The organism is Arthrobacter sp. TmtSoilC79 (assembly GCF_059739405.1).
On the sequence record NZ_AP046051.1, the window covers coordinates 241347 to 256593 of the forward strand.

The following is a 15247-nucleotide window of genomic DNA, read 5'->3' on the forward strand; positions in this document are numbered from 1 at the left end:
AGCAAGGGCCGTGAACCTCCTCGAGGATCACGGCCCTTGCCTGTGGCTTAGCGGTCCCAGGCCGTTACTTACTGAAGCCCACTGAAGCCTACTGAAGCGCCGGCTACTTAATCAGGGCAGCGGCTTGGTCCATCATTGCGCCGGCATTGGCCACGCCCGTGGCCTCGGCGCCCTTGCCGGATGCGGTAGCCGAGATCAGGACGCCGTCTTTGATGGCGTAGGCCATGTACGTGGTCTGCGACGCACCGCTGGCGGATGACATGGCCGTCTTGTATCCGACCGTTCCCGGGACCGTGCTGATGCCCTCAAATTTTTCGGTGGCCACGTTCATGGATTGGCCGGACATGGACAGGGTCATCTTGGCGCACTTGTTGGCTTGGGCGCTGCTCTTGTCGATGCTCTCCTGCAGTTTCTGGACGTCAACGCCTGAGGTCAGGGTCACCATGGTCATTACTCCGGATTCAGCGTCGAGGTCTGCGCCGGCAGCCGTTGTTGACCCCTCAAGGACCTCTGATCCGCCCAGGGTTCCCAGGTCCTTACATTCGGCCGGTTCCACAGTGAACATGCTCAGGAGTGCCTTCATCGGATTCTCCTGGGAGAGCTCATCACTGGAGGCAACGGTCAATTCCTTGCCCGAAGGGCTCTTGACCTGCTTGACCAGTGCCATGAGCTCGTCATTGGTGTACTGCTTGGCTGTGGCCGGAGCCTGCGATGGGGACGCCTCCTGCGTGGCCGACCCAGTGGATCCCGTGGACCCGCCGCATCCGGTCAATGCCATCATCACCAGTGCCGAAATTCCGACGCTATGCAGCGCAAACTTTTTCACTTCATTCCCCCAAGGGTGCTTCATGTCCAGGCTGAGTGGTCCTCAGTCGAGACAACACTATCGGTGATTGGCTTTCGTGCCAGGCATCCCGTGCGAGGTGTCAGCACGAGGCCTATGACAACCGCGCCGGACCCACTATCCTCTTTGCATGGGCGTGTGGGGAGCGTTTTCCTTGCCGGGCTCCCGCTTTGTGGGCGGGGGTCGGACCCCGCAGCGGGCGCGTGCAGCATGCCCATCCACCAGGGTGGCTGGCCCATGAGGCCGCCGGACAACGCTTCGCCTCCGGACAACTATGCAGCCTTTATCCAGAGGCTGGACGACGCCGCTGCCCACCTCGGATCCCGGCTCCGGTCCGTCCTCCAGGCACTCGGCGCAGTCTCAGTGCTGCTGGAAAAGTACCAGGCCGCTTCCTTGAAGTGGGAACATCGCAGGGCCCGTGTATCGATGGAATTGGACCGCCACACCGGAGGGCCGGAGAAGTGCGCCGCCCTTGGTGAACTCCACGACACCGCTGTGAAAATGGTGGCGCTCCACCACGCGCAGACAACACGCATCAATGAAAGGATGCACCAGCTACGAGGCCGGCGCGACGCTATCCAAAAGTCGCTGGCAGAGCTTGAAACCGCCGCGGCCAAACTGAAGGCGTCCCGTGCGGTGCAGCAAGACCGGCACAACCTCAACACAGTCCTTTATGAACTCGCCGGGGCCAAGGGCGGCGGCGCATCGATACCGGACCATGGGTTGCTCAACGATCTGAAGCAAGCCCGCGAGGCGGTCATCCTCGCCGAAGCGCTCATGGAAGTGAAGGGGGACCAACCATGAAAGATCCAGAGCAGCCGCTATCCACCAAAGGCACGGTCACGGTGGTTCAGTGGGAAAGTAGGACGGGCGATGAACCCGTCGTGAAGTTCGTCATCTTTGGCGTGCTGGGGGTCCTTATCGGACTGCTTCTGATGGTCTTCCTGCCTGCCTTCAGAAGCATCGGCGCCGTCGCCATGTTCACGGTGGTCTTCGCAGGAATCCTAACGCTTCCTGTCATTGCAGCGCGCAGGAACTTCATGCAGGGAGTCACCGCAAGAGTGAATGACACCATTGCCGAGGTGACGGGGAACGCCAGTGAGGCGCTCTCGGTGCAGCAACTTCACCGTCTGATCAGGACTGGCGAACCATGGCCGCTCCTGGTCAACGGCGTGGCCGGGTTACGGCTGCAGGTTCAGCGGGTCCTTGCCCAGAAAGAGGACGCCCCGGTGAAGTGGCGGGCAGTGATCACGGCAGTTCCGCCCGGGAGCGGAGTATCCAGCTTTGACCGTTTGTTGGATGCCGCCCTCAAGCCTGCAGCGGGAAACCGTCGGTAGCCGCTTACTCAGGCTTCGATGTCCACCCGGACGCGCTCGCCGTTGAAGTATTCCAGCTGCCAGCCGTCCGACACGTGGTGGTGTGCCAGGTTCAGGACCGCGTTCTGGACGCTGTCCAAGGTGCGGCCGATGGCACGGCTCAGGGTCAGCCTGATCAAGGTGCCATGCGCGACCACCAGGACCCGTTTGCCGGCGAATTCACGGGCCAACTCTTCCAGGGCTGCGATGCCCCGGTCTGCGGCAGCTTCATCGCTTTCGCCGCCGCGGAATCCGCCCGGGATGCGCAATGCCTCAAGCTCAGGGCCTGCCTGCAAGCCTTCCGCGGGGCCAAAGCTGCGTTCGGTGAGCTCGGGAACAAGCCGGGCCACCTTCAGTCCGAGCCCGTCTGCGATGATTTCCGCCGTTTCGGCCGCGCGGCTCAGCGGCGAGGACACCACGGTGTCCCACGGCTGATCCGAGAGGAACGCGACGGCTTCGCGCGCCTGTTCCCGGCCGACGTCGTTGAGGGGAATATCGGTGGAACCCTGCAACCGCCGCTCCGCGTTCCAGTCGGTCTGGCCGTGGCGGACGAGGGCGAAAGTCGTGAGGGTCATGCCTTCCATTGTGCCTTGCACAGTGGTGGTGCCGCAGTTCCGTACGTCACGTAAGGAAGCGCCCGACGGCGGGAGGTCGCCGTCGGGCGCCTTGCTGCGGCTAGTGCCGCTCGGTTGGGTCAGCGGCGTACACCGTGCGCCCGCCCACCACTGTCCGCAGGACCTTTGCTTCCAGCAGCACCTGCGGGGCGTCTGCGGCGAAGACGTCGGTGTCCAGGACCACGAAGTCTGCGTACAACCCGGCAGCCAGGCGGCCGATGTGATGTTCTGCGCCACACGTCCAGGCTGAATCGCGGGTGGCGTGTTCGATCGACTCGGCCAGTGGCAGGGCGAATTCCGGGACGTTGGTGCCCGCTGAGGGATCCAAGGCGGACGCGCGCGTGGTGGCTACGTACATGTTGGGCAATGGTGCGTGCGGGGAAGTGGGCGAGTCTGTACCAAAGGCCAAGCGGGCGCCGGCGGCAGTGATCCACGGCCACGGGAAGCCGCGTTCCACGCGGTCGTCGCCCAGCTTGGCGCACCAGTTCCCGCTAATGGCAGGATCAGCGTGGACCGGCTGCATGCTCGCGGTAATCCCCAGGGAGGCGAGGCGATCGACGTCGGCCCTGTCCACCAACTCCAGATGCTCAATGCGGTGGCGGCGTTCGCGGGGGCCGTTCTCCGCCACGGCGTGCTCCACCGCTCCGATCGCGATCCGGACCGATTCATCGCCGATCGCGTGCATGGCAACCTTCAACCCGGCAGCATCTGCCGCTGCAACCACGGGTGCGAGTTCCTCGGGGCTCCAGATCGGCTCCGCATTCGAACCATCGGCGTACGGCATGCCGAGGGTGGCGGTGCAGCCGTCGATTGTGCCGTCAATGATGACCTTGATGCCCACCACCCGCAGGAAAGGCGAAACATGTTCGACGGCAAGCGCGGCCGCCCGCTGAACCTGGGCTATGTTTTCCTCCGCCGATCCAGCGTTGTTGACCCTCCAGTAGGCGATGAGCCGGCTGGTCAAGGTGCCGTCTTTGTCGGCCCGGATAAAGGCCTCAAGGTCGGTCTCGTTGAAACCCATGTCGCAGGCGGTGGTCACGCCGGTTTCGCGGTAGGCATGTTGGACGGCGGCAATGCTGGCCTCGTGTTCGCTTTTACTGACCTGGGCATCGAGGTAGGGGAGCACCATGTCGTAGAAGGCGTTCTCGTCGATGTAGCCGGTGGCACGGCCGTGCAAATCCCGCTTGATGGTGCCGCCGTGCGGGTTCTGCGTGTGGTGATCAATGCCGAGTTCAGCCAACGCCGCAGCGTTCACCCACACGGAGTGGAAGTCGTAGGCGAAGGCATACACGGGCCTGTCTTGAACTACGGCGTCGAGCATCGCCGCATCAGGAACGCCACCGGGAATGGCGCCGTGCAGCCAGCCGGTGGCCAGGATCCGGTCAGCATTCGGGCGTTCCGCTGCCCCTACCTTGATGCGGTGCTGGATCTCCTCCACGGATTTGGCTCCCCATAGGCTGACCTGTCCCAAAGCTTCCCCGGTGCCGACGACGTGGGCGTGGCCATCCACGAACCCGGGGACCACCAGGCGGCCTTCGAGGTCAACCCGTTCGGCGTCGGGCCTGAGCCGTTCGGCGGTATCGGCGTCGCCGACGTACAGGATGCGTTCGCCCTGGACGAGGATGGCCTCGGCCCAGCGGCGGGTATCGGAGGTGAAGATTCGGGCGTTGGTGTAGAGCTGGGTGGTCACGCTGCTTTGTCCTTGCTTTTGGGGGCTGTTTCGTCTGCTGCTGCATCTGCCGCAGTCCGGCTATCCAGGGAGCGGCTCACGTCCAGGAGCAGCTGGTTTTGGAGTTGGTGGAGGTGCTCGCTTTCCGGCTCCGGCCAGGTGGACAGTTTCACCATCACGGTCTGGGTGGGTGGGTCTATCCACAGGTACTGGCCGTATATGCCGATTCCCGTGACGTTGCCTCTTTCGTTGCCCGTGCACCACCACTGCCGGGTATAGGAACCGCCGGGGTGGATGGCGGTGAAAGAGGAGTCCACCATGGCTTCGCGATCCCCGCCATTGAGGATGTTCCCAACCCACTCCGGGGAAACCACCCTGCCAAGGTGAGCTTCGCCGTCGTCGAGCATCAGCTGCCCTACCCGGGCGAGGTCCCGGGCGGTGCAGGAAACCCCGCCGTTCGCGAAGCCGAAGCCGGCGGAATCCACGGTAATGGTGGCGTCCCTGTCTGCACCGAGTTTGGACCACAGATACGTGGACAGGGCCTCGGAGTAGCGCAGCCCGGTGACGCGCTCGATGACCCAGGCAAGAACATCGGTGTTGGCCGAGCAGTACTGGAATTCGGACGCGGTGCCGTTCCCGGTCAGGGTGGTCAGGAATGCATAGGTGTCTTGGGGGTCTCCGGGGCGGCGGGTGCGCCACCCTGCGGAACGGTCATGGGTCTGGACCTCGGATGCTGGATCCACATAGTCCTCGCTGTAGTCGAGGTGGATGGCCATATCCAGCACGTTCTGGATGGTGGGACCGTCGTAGGCGGAGCCGGCGAGCTCCGGGATGTAGTCCACTACGGGGGCTGTGGGGACAATCTCTCCCGAGTCGATCAAGGCCCCCACTACCAGCCCGCACATGGACTTTGAAACGCTCATCACCAGGTGCAGGTCATCGGGTGCGAAGCCGGGGCGGTAGTACTCTGCGATGACCTGGTTGTGGTGCACGACCAGAAAGGCATCGGTATAAGTCTCTTCGAGCCGGTGCAACAGGTCCGGGAGCCCCAGCCCGTTCAAGCTGCCAGCAGCCGCAGCGGTGGCGTCAGGGAGGCGGCGGGAAACTGTCGCCGTCGGGACGATCTCGCCAAGGTGCGCGAACGTCCAACGGTTGTGCGGCCCTTCCTGCCAGGTGTCCAGCGTTGGCTGGCCGGTGGCGCCGGGATAGCGGGATGGGTGGTGGCCGGTGGGGGCGGTCATGCGTGCGCTCCTTGGGTGACGGATGGTGTGGTGGTGCTGCGGCGCAGGGAGGGGGTCAATGCGATGTACACGCCGGCGGTGACGATCATGGAAACGGGTACGGAGAGATCCAGGAAGCCCATGGCTGCCGAGATTGGTCCGGTCCATACGGCGTTGGTGAGGAAGAGTGAGGCCACGGCGGCGCCGAGGAGCACCGCGAGCAAGCCGGGGATGTGCCAGCCGCGGCTGTACCAGAACGGGCCGCCCGGTTTCTCGTTGAAGAGGTCTTCGCCTTTGTAGCGGTTGCGGCGAAGGATGACGTCCACGGCGAAGATGGTCATGGTGGGACCGGAGATCAGGACCAGCAGTTGCAGCATCAGGTTGACGGCGTCCAGGAGGCTGGTGGACATGACGAGGTAGATGGTCAGTGCCGCGCCGATGCCCCCGACCACAATGGCTGATGGGATGCGCCGGATCGGGACGCCGATGGACTGGAACGCCATGCTGGCGGTGTAGGTGGTCATGCCGTTCAGCGAGATCGTGTTGATGATGACCCCCACTACGAAGATCGGTCCCAGCCAGGCCGGGAGCAGGGCCAGGAGTGCAGACTCGATGCCGAGGTCCATGGCTGCCGGGTTGATGCCGGTGGCCAGCAATGCGCCCACGGCCGTGAAGAACATGCACGGCAACGCCCCTCCGAAGGCCGTGGCCGCGATGATGTGCGAGCGCTTGGTGTTCTCGGGGAGGTAGCGGGCCAGGTCCGGGCTGTTGCTGTAGGACAGGGGAGTGGAGGCCAGAATGGCGAAGCCAATGGTCGCGGCAGACCACAGCCCAGCACCTTCAAGCGGTGCCGGGGCGGCATAATCCCATTGCACATGGGGCAGGACGAACGCCGTCACCAGCAGGAAGATGGCCAGCAGCACGGAGGCCACCAAGGGGTAGCTGCGGAGGATCAGGCTGTGGCCGAACACTGCCACCACCACGGTAATCGCGGCCACGACGATGGTGACGGTCACCGGGCCGGCTACGGGATCCGTGAAGCCAAGCTGTGCCAGGAGTTCAGCGCCCATGAAGGAGGACGCCAGCCAGTTCAGGGCCAGGAAGACGGCGGAAATGAACCAGCCAAAGAAAGCGACCACTACCCTGTTGCCGCGGATCCCGTAGATGGCGCGGGTGATGACGGAGCCGGATGTTCCGGCGGCCGGGCCGCTGGTGGCCACGATCCCGGTGAGGATCCATGGGAGGCTGCCGGCGACGATGACAAGGAGGGCCTGCCACAGTTCCAAGCCGAGCAGGATCAGTGAGGCGCCGACTGTGAAATTCAGGACGCTGACGTTGGGGGCCGCCCATACGGGGAAGAGATCGCGGGCGCGGCCGTGCCGTTCCGAGGCCTCGATGAGTTCGATGCCGCGGGTTTCGGGGTGGGCAAGGGGTTCCGGATAGCTGACCGGATCAGTGACATGGGGCTGGGACAACGCTGTTCCTCTCGGGCAAAGACCGGCTCACGACGATGGGATACCGGCCCGGTGATGCTATTGGTCGCGTGACCAACGTGCTATTGGTCACTAATCCAATAGACTGTCGATCATGGTGTCAAGCCCCCCGCCCCAACGTGTCCGGAAATTACCTGACGAGCGCCGCGCAGAAATCCTTTCCGAGGCCGCGTCCATTGCCTTGGCCGAGGGGCTCGAGCGGATTACCCTCCGCGCCGTCGCGGACCGGCTTGGTGTCCGGCCCGGCCTGATCAGCCATTACTATCCGGCCGCCGAAGACCTGGTGGTTGCAGCCTTTGTCCTCGCCGTTTCGGAGGAGCGGGAAGAGTTGTTTCCCGACGACGGAACTCCCCTGCACCGCATGGCCCATTTGGTTTCACGCATCGAAGGCAACGGGGCCTTTGCGTTGACCCGGCTATGGCTCAACGCGAGGCACCTCTGCCGCTTTACTCCCGCGTTGGCCGAGGCCATGCTGTCGCAGGAGCATCTGGACCGAACCCGGCTGACCGCGCTCATTGAAGATGGCCGGGCGTCGGGTGACTTCGCCGTCGACGATCCATTCGCAGCCTGCATCCGGATCTGGGTGGCGATCGACGGCGTCGGCTCCTACGCCAACAACCCCGGCTCCTTTGATTATGAAGCGTTTACGCGGTTCGTCACCGACGTTGCCGAATGGACCCTGGGCGTGCCCGCGGGCAAGTTGCGGGCGGCGGTGGATCGGTTGCGCGAGGCCTGACATCGGCCGCAATGCAGCTGCCCCCATTGTTCTTCCAGCGATTTAATCAGTATCCTGATAACTTATCTGGTGAAACCGGATGATGCTGTTTGGGCTCCTTGCCTGGGCCGCACGTGGCTGAAGCAGATTGGCCGCGCGGCCATCGTGAAAGTTTGATTGACGGCATTGCTTGGTGACGCAAGGACAGTGGTTGGGTCCGCGGCTCCAGGTATGCCTGAAGGACGTGACATTTCGTGGGCAACAATGACGAGGCCGTGGACTCCCGTGTCCCCGATTCCATCGACGACACACTGGACGGCCGCTACCAGTTGGGACCCGTGCTGGGTCGGGGCGCCATGTCTGCCGTTTACAAGGCAACAGACCTGCTGCTCGGCCGCGATGTAGCCATCAAGATCTTCCTCCCCGGCTCCGGCGACGACTCATTCCGGGCCCGGCAGGAAAACGAAATGCGGTTGCTGGCCGCCTTCGACCACCCCGGGCTGGTGGCAGCGTTGGATGCCGGGGTGGACACGAGGAATGACGAAGAGCGCGCCTACCTGGTCATGGAACTGGCCGAAGGCCGCGATCTGCGTGCCATGCTCTCCGAGGGACCCCTCACCATTCCGGAGACCGCACGCATCGGAACCCGGCTGGCCGGTGCTCTTTCACAAGTCCACGCCAAAGGTGTCATCCACCGCGACATCAAGCCGGCCAACATCCTGGTCTCCGACGACGACGTACTGGGTGGGTCTGTAAAGCTGGCGGACTTCGGTGTGGCGCTGGTGATGAACGACCACCGCCTGACTGCCACCGGGTTCACCGTGGGTACGGCCCAGTACCTGAGCCCCGAACAGGCCCAGGGCCTGCATCTGACCCCGGCGAGCGACATCTACTCGTTGGGCCTGGTTCTGCTCGAATGCCTTACGGGTAGGGCGGAATACCCTGGGACGCCCATCGAAACGGCGTCGGCCCGCCTCCACCGCGCGCCCCAAATACCCCTGGATCTGCCCGCCCCGTTGCGCTCGCTCCTGGAAGCCATGACCGACATGGATCCCGAAAAGCGCCCGGCCGCTCAAGAGGTGGAACAGTCGCTTGCCGCGGACGGGATTCAAACCGGGCGCAGGACTGCAGTGCTGACGGCGGTGCCCCCTCAGGGCCCGCTGCGCTCAGCGACCCGGAAGCAAGCCACCATCACCAGCATCCAGAGCTTCACCAAGCGCCGTCCCAAGACGGTGCGGGGCGTGGCGGCGGCAGCTGTGACCATTCCAATCGCCCTGTTGCTGCTGGCCCAGGGCATTGGATTGGCAGGCAATACGCCCGATCCGTCACAACCCGCCGACCCCGGAATCTCCCAGGCCGACCCCCAACCCGCCACACCCGAAGTGACCCGGGACCCTGCGGGAACCGCCCCGGATGCGCCCAAAGGACCTGGGCCCTCGGCAACCGCCCCCGCCGCTCCAAAAGCCGCGGATCCGGGCCCGGCCGAGGTCGTCAACCTTCCCGAGACCACCCAGCCGGAACTTGGCACGGTGCCTGCCGGTCAGCCGGTCGTCGAACAAGCGCCCCTCGGCGGCAAGGAACTCGCAGCTCAAAAGAGCGAGGGCAAGAGCGGCAAGAAGTCCGAAAGCGGCAAGGGCAACGGCAAGTAGCCCAATCACCGTTGATTAACGCACGACGGCGACCTGCCGCCGTCGTGCGTTACGTTCTGTCAGTTCGGCGACCCTGTCAGTTCGTCAATTCTGTCAGTTCGGCGACCCTGAACGCGCTGGCCGGGGTCAGCTTCCGGAGGGGAAACTGACGGCCACTGTTGTACCGCCGCCGGGAGTTTCTGCCAGGGTGAGGTCGCCGCCGTGTGCTTTCGCGATGCTGCTGCAGGTAGCCAGGCCGAGACCTGAGCCGGGGCCGTCACCCTGCCTGCGCAGGCGTACCAAGGGTTCCAGGACCTTTGCGCGGTCCTCCGGGGCGATGCCCTTGCCGTTGTCCGCAACGAAGACAGTGGCGCCGTGATAGTTCGAAACCCCGCTGATCCGGACCCGCAGCTCACGATCCGGGCTGCGGTAGTTCATGGCATTCGAAACGAGGTTCTGCAGCAGGGTGCGGAGCTGCCCGCGGTCCGCCTGAAGCCGGAGCTCCTGGACGTCCACAACGTCATCGTTCTCGATGCCGAGGTCACGGGCAACCTCTTGGGCTACCTCGCGCAGTGACACCGTGACCGGCTGGATGCCGCCACCCACGCGGGAGTAGCTCAGGACGTCCTCGAGCATGCCCAGCATTCGGCGGCCGCTGGCACCTATCCGGTCCAGGTACTGTGCAGCGGTGCTTTGGGGTTCGACGTCGGGGTCGTCCTCCACCAGTTCCACGTAGCCGAGGATGGTGGTCAGGGGGATGCGGAGATCATGGCTGACGCGGCCCGCAAAGCCGGCGAGTTTCGCGTTGCTTTCCCGCAACTCGGAATAGGTACGGTCCAACTGGACGGTGCGGTGCTGAAGTTCAAGCAACTCCACTACCTGCTTGGCCAGGACTTCCAGCATGCTGACCTGTTCAGGGGTCAACTCCTTGGTCTTGTCCGAGAAAACGCACAGGGTTCCGGGGACGAACCCGGACTCTGTTTGCAGGGGAACTGAGGCGTAAAAGCGGACATCGCCGATCTCGCCGGTAACAAAAGGATTGTCTGCGAAGCGGGGGTCCTTGGACGCATCCGCCACCACGGTCCTCTCGCGGGAGAGGAATACCTTGGCGCACATGGAGTCTTCACGGGAGCACACCCCCGGGTCCACGCCCCACGCGCCGATCTGGTGTTGGTACTCGGCACTGATGATGTTGACCACGCCAAACGGTGCGCCGCACAGCTCGGTGGCGAGCCTCACGAGGTTCTGCAGGGCACTCATGACGGCGGCATTGGGCAGGAGCGTGGAATCCACGGCGGGATCAAGCCCATACTCCTGCAGTTCCAAGTCCCTGGCTGCGTCCTTCGTGAAAGACAGCTGCCCCTGAATTTCCGTCATAAAAAACAATCCCCCAAGAGTTTCGTCAATTACCTGCCGATACTACCGGGCCGTTGGACCCGGTGGTTTACTGGATCGCATGACCGAGCAGGAACCGTCCACCGCCGCGTCTACTGACACCATCGATCTCTCCGTACGAACCCCGGCACAAAGGTCCCGCACCTTCACCGGGATCCTGATCAACACGGCGATCGCCAATATCACCACGAGCTATCTCTGGTTCGCGTTGACCTTTTGGGTGTATCTGGAATCCCGCAACGTGATCGCCACAGGGGTGATCGGCGGTGCGTACATGTTGTTGATCGCGCTCTCCAGCATCAGCTTCGGCACCTTCGTGGACCGGTACCGGAAACTGGCCGTGATGCGCTTCGCGGCCATGTTCACCCTGGTGATGTTCGTCCTGTCCGGGATCATGTTCCTGCTGACGCCCGAAGAAGCGCTGCTGGACCTGACGCAGCCCTGGTTCTGGATCTTCACCATGATCATCCTGATAGGTGCTGTGGTGGAGAACATGCGCAACATCGCACTGTCCACCACGGTCACCATCCTGATCGAACCCGACCGCCGGCCCAACGCAAACGGTCTGGTGGGCATGGTGCAAGGGCTCATGTTCATTGTGACCTCGGTGCTATCCGGGTTGTCCGTGGGGCTGCTGGGCATGGGGTGGACCGTGGTTGTGGCCCTGGTGCTCACCGCAGTGGCCTTCGCGCATCTCCTCACGCTGCGGATGCCCGAGGAAGTACGGGCAGCGGCCTCCGACGCGGAAGGCGGATTCGACCTGCGAGGTTCCTGGGCTGCAGTCATGGCGATATCCGGACTGTTTGCCCTGATCCTCTTCTCAACGTTCAACAACTTCATTGGCGGGGTCTACATGGCCCTGATGGATCCTTACGGACTGGAAATGTTCTCCGTGGAAATGTGGGGAACTGTCTTTGCCGTGGGAGCCACGGGGTTTGTTGTTGGCGGCGCCTTGATTGGCAAGTTCGGACTCGGCTCCAACCCCTTGCGCACCATGTTGATTGCAGTGATGCTCATGGGCTTGATCGGTGCACTGTTCACCGTGCGGGAGTGGGCCTGGCTCTACATCGCAGGAATCTGGCTGTACATGGCCTTGGTTCCCGTAGTGGAGGCGGCCGAACAAACCGTCATCCAAAAGGTGGTTCCCTTGCCCCGGCAAGGGCGGGTGTTTGGCTTCGCCATGGCGTTCGAGTCCGCGGCTGCACCCATCACCGCCTTCCTCATCGCTCCGATCGCCCAGTTCTGGATCATCCCCTACGCACGGTCATCCGAGGGCGCAGCACAACTGGAACCGCTGCTGGGAGAAGGGATTTCCCGTGGCATCGCCTTGGTCTTCCTGGCCGCGGGCCTCATCATGATTGCCGTGGCGCTGCTCGCCTTCCTGACTCCGGTTTACCGACGCGTCTCGGCCTCGTATGCGACGACGGCGGCGGAAGAGTCGGCTGGATCGGCGGCGGGATCGGCGGCGGAAGAATCCGCTGCGGGCTGAGTGGCCTGGGCGGCTCGGACGGGACTTCAACCGTCAGCGCACCCAAAGATCATTCTTTTTGGATGAGACAGGGTGATTGTCCCGGGGTGCAGGGTTGAGTCAGATCGTGTCGCCCTGGCCAGGGCCGCAGAGAGGGAGATGCTTCCATGGCTCAGCAGGACCATTGCGATTACGTCATCGGGTTCGAACCGGAAGACATCATGTTCCTGGCGTGGAAACCCGGCGTGCGGATCGAGGCCGCCAACGCCCGTGCCGCCGTCGAGGCCGTCAATGATCTCGCTGCCGGCAGCAGGTATCCGCTCTTGGTGACCATGGCCGAGACCGCCCACCTCAGCCGCGCCGCCCGCGATGTTTTTGTTGAGCCCTGTGCTGCCTCGAGGATAGCCCTTCTGGGAAACAACCCGGTGGACCGCATGCTCGCCGACTACCAATTGGCGGTCCAAGAGCCACCTTGCCCCACCCAATTCTTCACTTCTGCTGCTGAAGCTAGAGCCTGGCTTCGGCTCTCTCCGGAGGAAGATGGCCGAGGCGCGCAGCAGAAAGCGCGAGGGAACCCGCAGGAGGACCCGCACGAGGACCGGAGCGGCTCCGTCGGAAGAACCGCGCCGTGACCGAACCGGCGTCGGGCATCCCTGCCGCTTCGGCGGCAGTACCCGCGGACCCGCCAGCGCTGGCAGGCCCGCCCAGCGAGGGTCCAACACCGCCGGATTCAGCACAGCCCGGTTCAATACAGCCCAGTTCAATACAGCCCGGTTCAGCACAGCCCGGTTCAATACAGCCCAGTTCAATACAGCCCGGTTCAGCACAGCCCGGTTCAGCACAGCCCGGTTCAGCACTTCCCGGTTCCCAGCACCGCCGCCTGGCCAACGAGTCCGAGGCACTTCTGGCTGCTTCTTCCGCCGCAGTGGTGGCCGGGCTCGCAGGATTGCTCATTTTCTTTGGCCGTACCCCTCCCTTATGGGGCGGCGTCTCCTTGGGACTCGTGTCTGCGGGCGCTGTTCTGGTGCTGGGGTTGGCCTCGGCGTATATCGGGTACTGGCGGTCGCGGTATCAGCCGGATCAGCACTGGCGGCTTGGCCTGCCGGCCTGGAAATTCATTGTGGACGCCTCAACGGTGGCCTTGGTCCATGCCCTGATCGCAGCGATCGCAACTGTCGCGGTTTTCCTTCTTCTGCAGCGCAGCTTCCAGGGGCTCACCGTGGATATCTATGCGGCCACCGTGGGGATGGCAGTCGTGTCAGGCCTGGCTGCCTACTGGATTTACCTGTCGGTGTACGACATCAGCACCCGCAAACTGTCCGGTCTCCTGGTCCTGTTCATGGTGATGAGCATCGTGGCCAGCATGGCGACTTCGCAGGATCCCAAATGGTGGGAGTACCACTTCAGCCAGCTCGGCACTGTGGGCGGGGCGTCCAGTGGACTCTTTAATCTGTCGCTGATCGTGGCCGGATTCTTCATCACCACCTTCGCCGTCTATTTGGACCGTGATTTGCGTTCCCTCATCGCCCAGGGCGTACTGGTCAGGCCTTGGAGCGCAGGACTTTGCTCGGGTGCGTTCGTGGCCATGGGGTTGTTGCTGGCAGGGGTGGGCGTGGTCCCGTTGTCCGTCAGCTTCCTGATCCATACCTTGTTCGCCTCCGGGATGGCGGTGGTGTTCATCCTGCTGCTCCTTGCCTCGCCCTTCATCCTCCGGGGCCTGCCCCGCCGGTTCTTCCTGGTGTGCGGCAGTTTCCTCGCGGCCCTGATCGTGTCGCTGGTGCTGTTCTACCCGGTGGGTTACTTCAACCTCACGGCATTCGAGCTCATTGCGTTCGTGATCATCTATGGCTGGATCGCTGTCTTCATCCGCTTGCTGGACGCCCTCGCCACCCGGAACGACTGATGCCGACCGTGCAGTTGGGGGCCGAGCGGCGCGCGTTGCGGGCTTCTTTGTGGGTCTCCGCTGTGTCGGCCGCAGGGGCCCTGGTGTTGGGGATGCTCAGCGGGACAAGAATCATTGTGTTCGACGGCGCCTACATGGGCATTGGGCTGGTGCTCACCGCGATCTCCCTCAAGGCATCTTCCGCTTCTGCCGGCGGCCCCACGCGCCGTTTCCCCTTTGGCCGTGACGCCCTGACTCCGCTGGTAGTGCTCATCCAAGGCCTGGCGGTGGCGGGGACGTTGCTGGTGGCAGCGGGCGATGCCGTGGTGGTCATACGCGACGGCGGTTCTCCGGTCAGCGCCGCGATCATCGCCATCTATGGGGCTGCCACGGCGGCCATTGGATTCGGGGTGGCCGCGTGGATGCGGCGGGCGGCACCGGACTCGGACCTGGTGGTGGCTGAAATCGCGCAATGGCGGGCGGGGGCCATCCTCAGCGTCATGATGCTCCTGGGCGCGGGGGTGGCATTGGTCCTGCAGGGCCTTGGGCTGAACGATGTTGCCCTCTACGTTGACCCGGTCCTGGTCCTGCTGGCCTGCCTGATCCTGGCGTACATCCCCATCGGGTTGATCCGGACCGGGTTGAACGAGCTCCTCGAAGGTGCGCCGTCCAAAGAGTTGGACGCCGCCATCACCCAAGCGATACAGGGCGTCCGGGCGGAATACGGGCTGCAGGAACCGCTCATCCGGTCCGGGAAGGTAGGGCGGAAGCTGTACGTTGAGGTTGATTTTGTGGTGTCCGGATCCGAGTGGAGCGTGGGCGAGGAAGACGCCGTCCGCAGGGCTGTTGCTGAAGCATTGGAGCCTTTGGGCCTGGACGTGTGGGCTTACGTTGCCCTCACGGCGGCCCCGGAACTCTTCGAGTGATCCAATGCCATCCCCCGCTTCGGATGAGAACTCCCAAA

General features: G+C 63.8%; 14 protein-coding genes and 1 pseudogene. 8 read left to right on the forward strand and 7 right to left on the reverse strand.

Going from position 1 to position 15247, the window contains the following annotated elements:
• Positions 1-103: 103 nt before the first annotated feature.
• Positions 104-826: a sensor domain-containing protein gene (locus AC6JA3_RS01155; RefSeq protein WP_026543090.1), complete on the reverse strand. Its 723-nt coding sequence runs from the start codon at positions 824-826 to the stop codon at positions 104-106.
• A gap of 228 nt (positions 827-1054) precedes the next feature.
• On the opposite strand from AC6JA3_RS01155, the gene AC6JA3_RS01160 reads away from it, so the two are divergent.
• On the forward strand, positions 1055-1648 hold the full coding sequence (locus tag AC6JA3_RS01160; RefSeq protein WP_155854172.1) for a hypothetical protein: 594 nt from the start codon (positions 1055-1057) through the stop codon (positions 1646-1648).
• Positions 1645-2181 (forward strand): hypothetical protein, encoded by a 537-nt coding sequence (locus tag AC6JA3_RS01165; RefSeq protein WP_026548543.1) that lies wholly within the window; start codon positions 1645-1647, stop codon positions 2179-2181. Before AC6JA3_RS01160 ends, AC6JA3_RS01165 begins: the two co-directional genes overlap by 4 nt.
• Before the next feature lie 8 nt (positions 2182-2189).
• Here AC6JA3_RS01165 and AC6JA3_RS01170 read toward each other — a convergent pair whose 3' ends face one another.
• The 4 genes from AC6JA3_RS01170 to AC6JA3_RS01185 form a co-directional block, all read right to left on the reverse strand.
• Positions 2190-2783 carry a histidine phosphatase family protein gene (locus AC6JA3_RS01170; protein WP_026543087.1) on the reverse strand — a complete coding sequence of 198 codons (594 nt, stop codon included), beginning with the start codon at positions 2781-2783 and terminating at the stop codon, positions 2190-2192.
• Positions 2784-2874: 91 nt separating this feature from the next.
• On the reverse strand, positions 2875-4503 hold the full coding sequence (locus tag AC6JA3_RS01175; RefSeq protein WP_497919852.1) for an amidohydrolase: 1629 nt from the start codon (positions 4501-4503) through the stop codon (positions 2875-2877).
• Positions 4500-5723 (reverse strand): serine hydrolase domain-containing protein, encoded by a 1224-nt coding sequence (locus AC6JA3_RS01180; RefSeq protein ID WP_026548541.1) that lies wholly within the window; start codon positions 5721-5723, stop codon positions 4500-4502. The genes AC6JA3_RS01175 and AC6JA3_RS01180 overlap by 4 nt, the downstream gene beginning before the upstream one ends.
• Entirely contained in the window at positions 5720-7177 is a 1458-nt protein-coding gene (locus tag AC6JA3_RS01185) for a purine-cytosine permease family protein (protein ID WP_026548540.1), read from the reverse strand. The genes AC6JA3_RS01180 and AC6JA3_RS01185 overlap by 4 nt, the downstream gene beginning before the upstream one ends.
• A 112-nt stretch (positions 7178-7289) precedes the next feature.
• Here AC6JA3_RS01185 and AC6JA3_RS01190 point away from each other — a divergent pair, with 112 nt between their 5' ends.
• Complete coding sequence (locus AC6JA3_RS01190) at positions 7290-7931, forward strand: TetR/AcrR family transcriptional regulator (protein WP_026548539.1); 642 nt, start codon at positions 7290-7292, stop codon at positions 7929-7931.
• 233 nt (positions 7932-8164) lie between these two features.
• Positions 8165-9559: a serine/threonine-protein kinase gene (locus AC6JA3_RS01195; RefSeq protein ID WP_026548538.1), complete on the forward strand. Its 1395-nt coding sequence runs from the start codon at positions 8165-8167 to the stop codon at positions 9557-9559.
• Between the two features lie 126 nt (positions 9560-9685).
• Here the strand turns inward: AC6JA3_RS01195 and AC6JA3_RS01200 are convergent, their stop codons facing one another.
• Positions 9686-10915: a GAF domain-containing sensor histidine kinase gene (locus tag AC6JA3_RS01200; RefSeq protein WP_026548537.1), complete on the reverse strand. Its 1230-nt coding sequence runs from the start codon at positions 10913-10915 to the stop codon at positions 9686-9688.
• Between the two features lie 79 nt (positions 10916-10994).
• On the opposite strand from AC6JA3_RS01200, the gene AC6JA3_RS01205 reads away from it, so the two are divergent.
• Complete coding sequence (locus AC6JA3_RS01205; protein WP_497919853.1) at positions 10995-12422, forward strand: MFS transporter; 1428 nt, start codon at positions 10995-10997, stop codon at positions 12420-12422.
• A 146-nt stretch (positions 12423-12568) separates the two neighbouring features.
• Positions 12569-13033 carry a DUF7793 family protein gene (locus tag AC6JA3_RS01210; RefSeq protein WP_245232978.1) on the forward strand — a complete coding sequence of 155 codons (465 nt, stop codon included), beginning with the start codon at positions 12569-12571 and terminating at the stop codon, positions 13031-13033.
• Between the two features lie 162 nt (positions 13034-13195).
• Here the strand turns inward: AC6JA3_RS01210 and AC6JA3_RS01215 are convergent.
• A pseudogene (locus tag AC6JA3_RS01215) lies at positions 13196-13303 on the reverse strand (hypothetical protein); the annotation flags it as partial.
• A gap of 443 nt (positions 13304-13746) precedes the next feature.
• Here AC6JA3_RS01215 and AC6JA3_RS01220 point away from each other — a divergent pair.
• Both AC6JA3_RS01220 and AC6JA3_RS01225 read left to right on the forward strand, forming a co-directional pair.
• Positions 13747-14304, forward strand: a complete 558-nt coding sequence (locus AC6JA3_RS01220) for a DUF998 domain-containing protein (RefSeq protein WP_497920613.1) — start codon at positions 13747-13749, stop codon at positions 14302-14304.
• Positions 14304-15209, forward strand: coding sequence for a cation diffusion facilitator family transporter (locus AC6JA3_RS01225; RefSeq protein ID WP_026548535.1), 906 nt, complete (start codon positions 14304-14306; stop codon positions 15207-15209). Before AC6JA3_RS01220 ends, AC6JA3_RS01225 begins: the two co-directional genes overlap by 1 nt.
• The last annotated feature ends 38 nt before the right edge of the window (positions 15210-15247 follow it).

Coding starts and splice junctions, on each gene's coding strand:
- AC6JA3_RS01225 (WP_026548535.1), top strand. CDS start 14,304: ATGCCGACCGTGCAGTTGGGGGCCGAGCGGCGCGCGTTGCGGGCTTCT.
- AC6JA3_RS01220 (WP_497920613.1), top strand. CDS start 13,747: ATGAGCATCGTGGCCAGCATGGCGACTTCGCAGGATCCCAAATGGTGG.
- AC6JA3_RS01160 (WP_155854172.1), top strand. CDS start 1,055: ATGCCCATCCACCAGGGTGGCTGGCCCATGAGGCCGCCGGACAACGCT.
- AC6JA3_RS01210 (WP_245232978.1), top strand. CDS start 12,569: ATGGCTCAGCAGGACCATTGCGATTACGTCATCGGGTTCGAACCGGAA.
- AC6JA3_RS01165 (WP_026548543.1), top strand. CDS start 1,645: ATGAAAGATCCAGAGCAGCCGCTATCCACCAAAGGCACGGTCACGGTG.
- AC6JA3_RS01170 (WP_026543087.1), bottom strand. CDS start 2,783: ATGGAAGGCATGACCCTCACGACTTTCGCCCTCGTCCGCCACGGCCAG.
- AC6JA3_RS01205 (WP_497919853.1), top strand. CDS start 10,995: ATGACCGAGCAGGAACCGTCCACCGCCGCGTCTACTGACACCATCGAT.
- AC6JA3_RS01180 (WP_026548541.1), bottom strand. CDS start 5,723: ATGACCGCCCCCACCGGCCACCACCCATCCCGCTATCCCGGCGCCACC.
- AC6JA3_RS01190 (WP_026548539.1), top strand. CDS start 7,290: ATGGTGTCAAGCCCCCCGCCCCAACGTGTCCGGAAATTACCTGACGAG.
- AC6JA3_RS01200 (WP_026548537.1), bottom strand. CDS start 10,915: ATGACGGAAATTCAGGGGCAGCTGTCTTTCACGAAGGACGCAGCCAGG.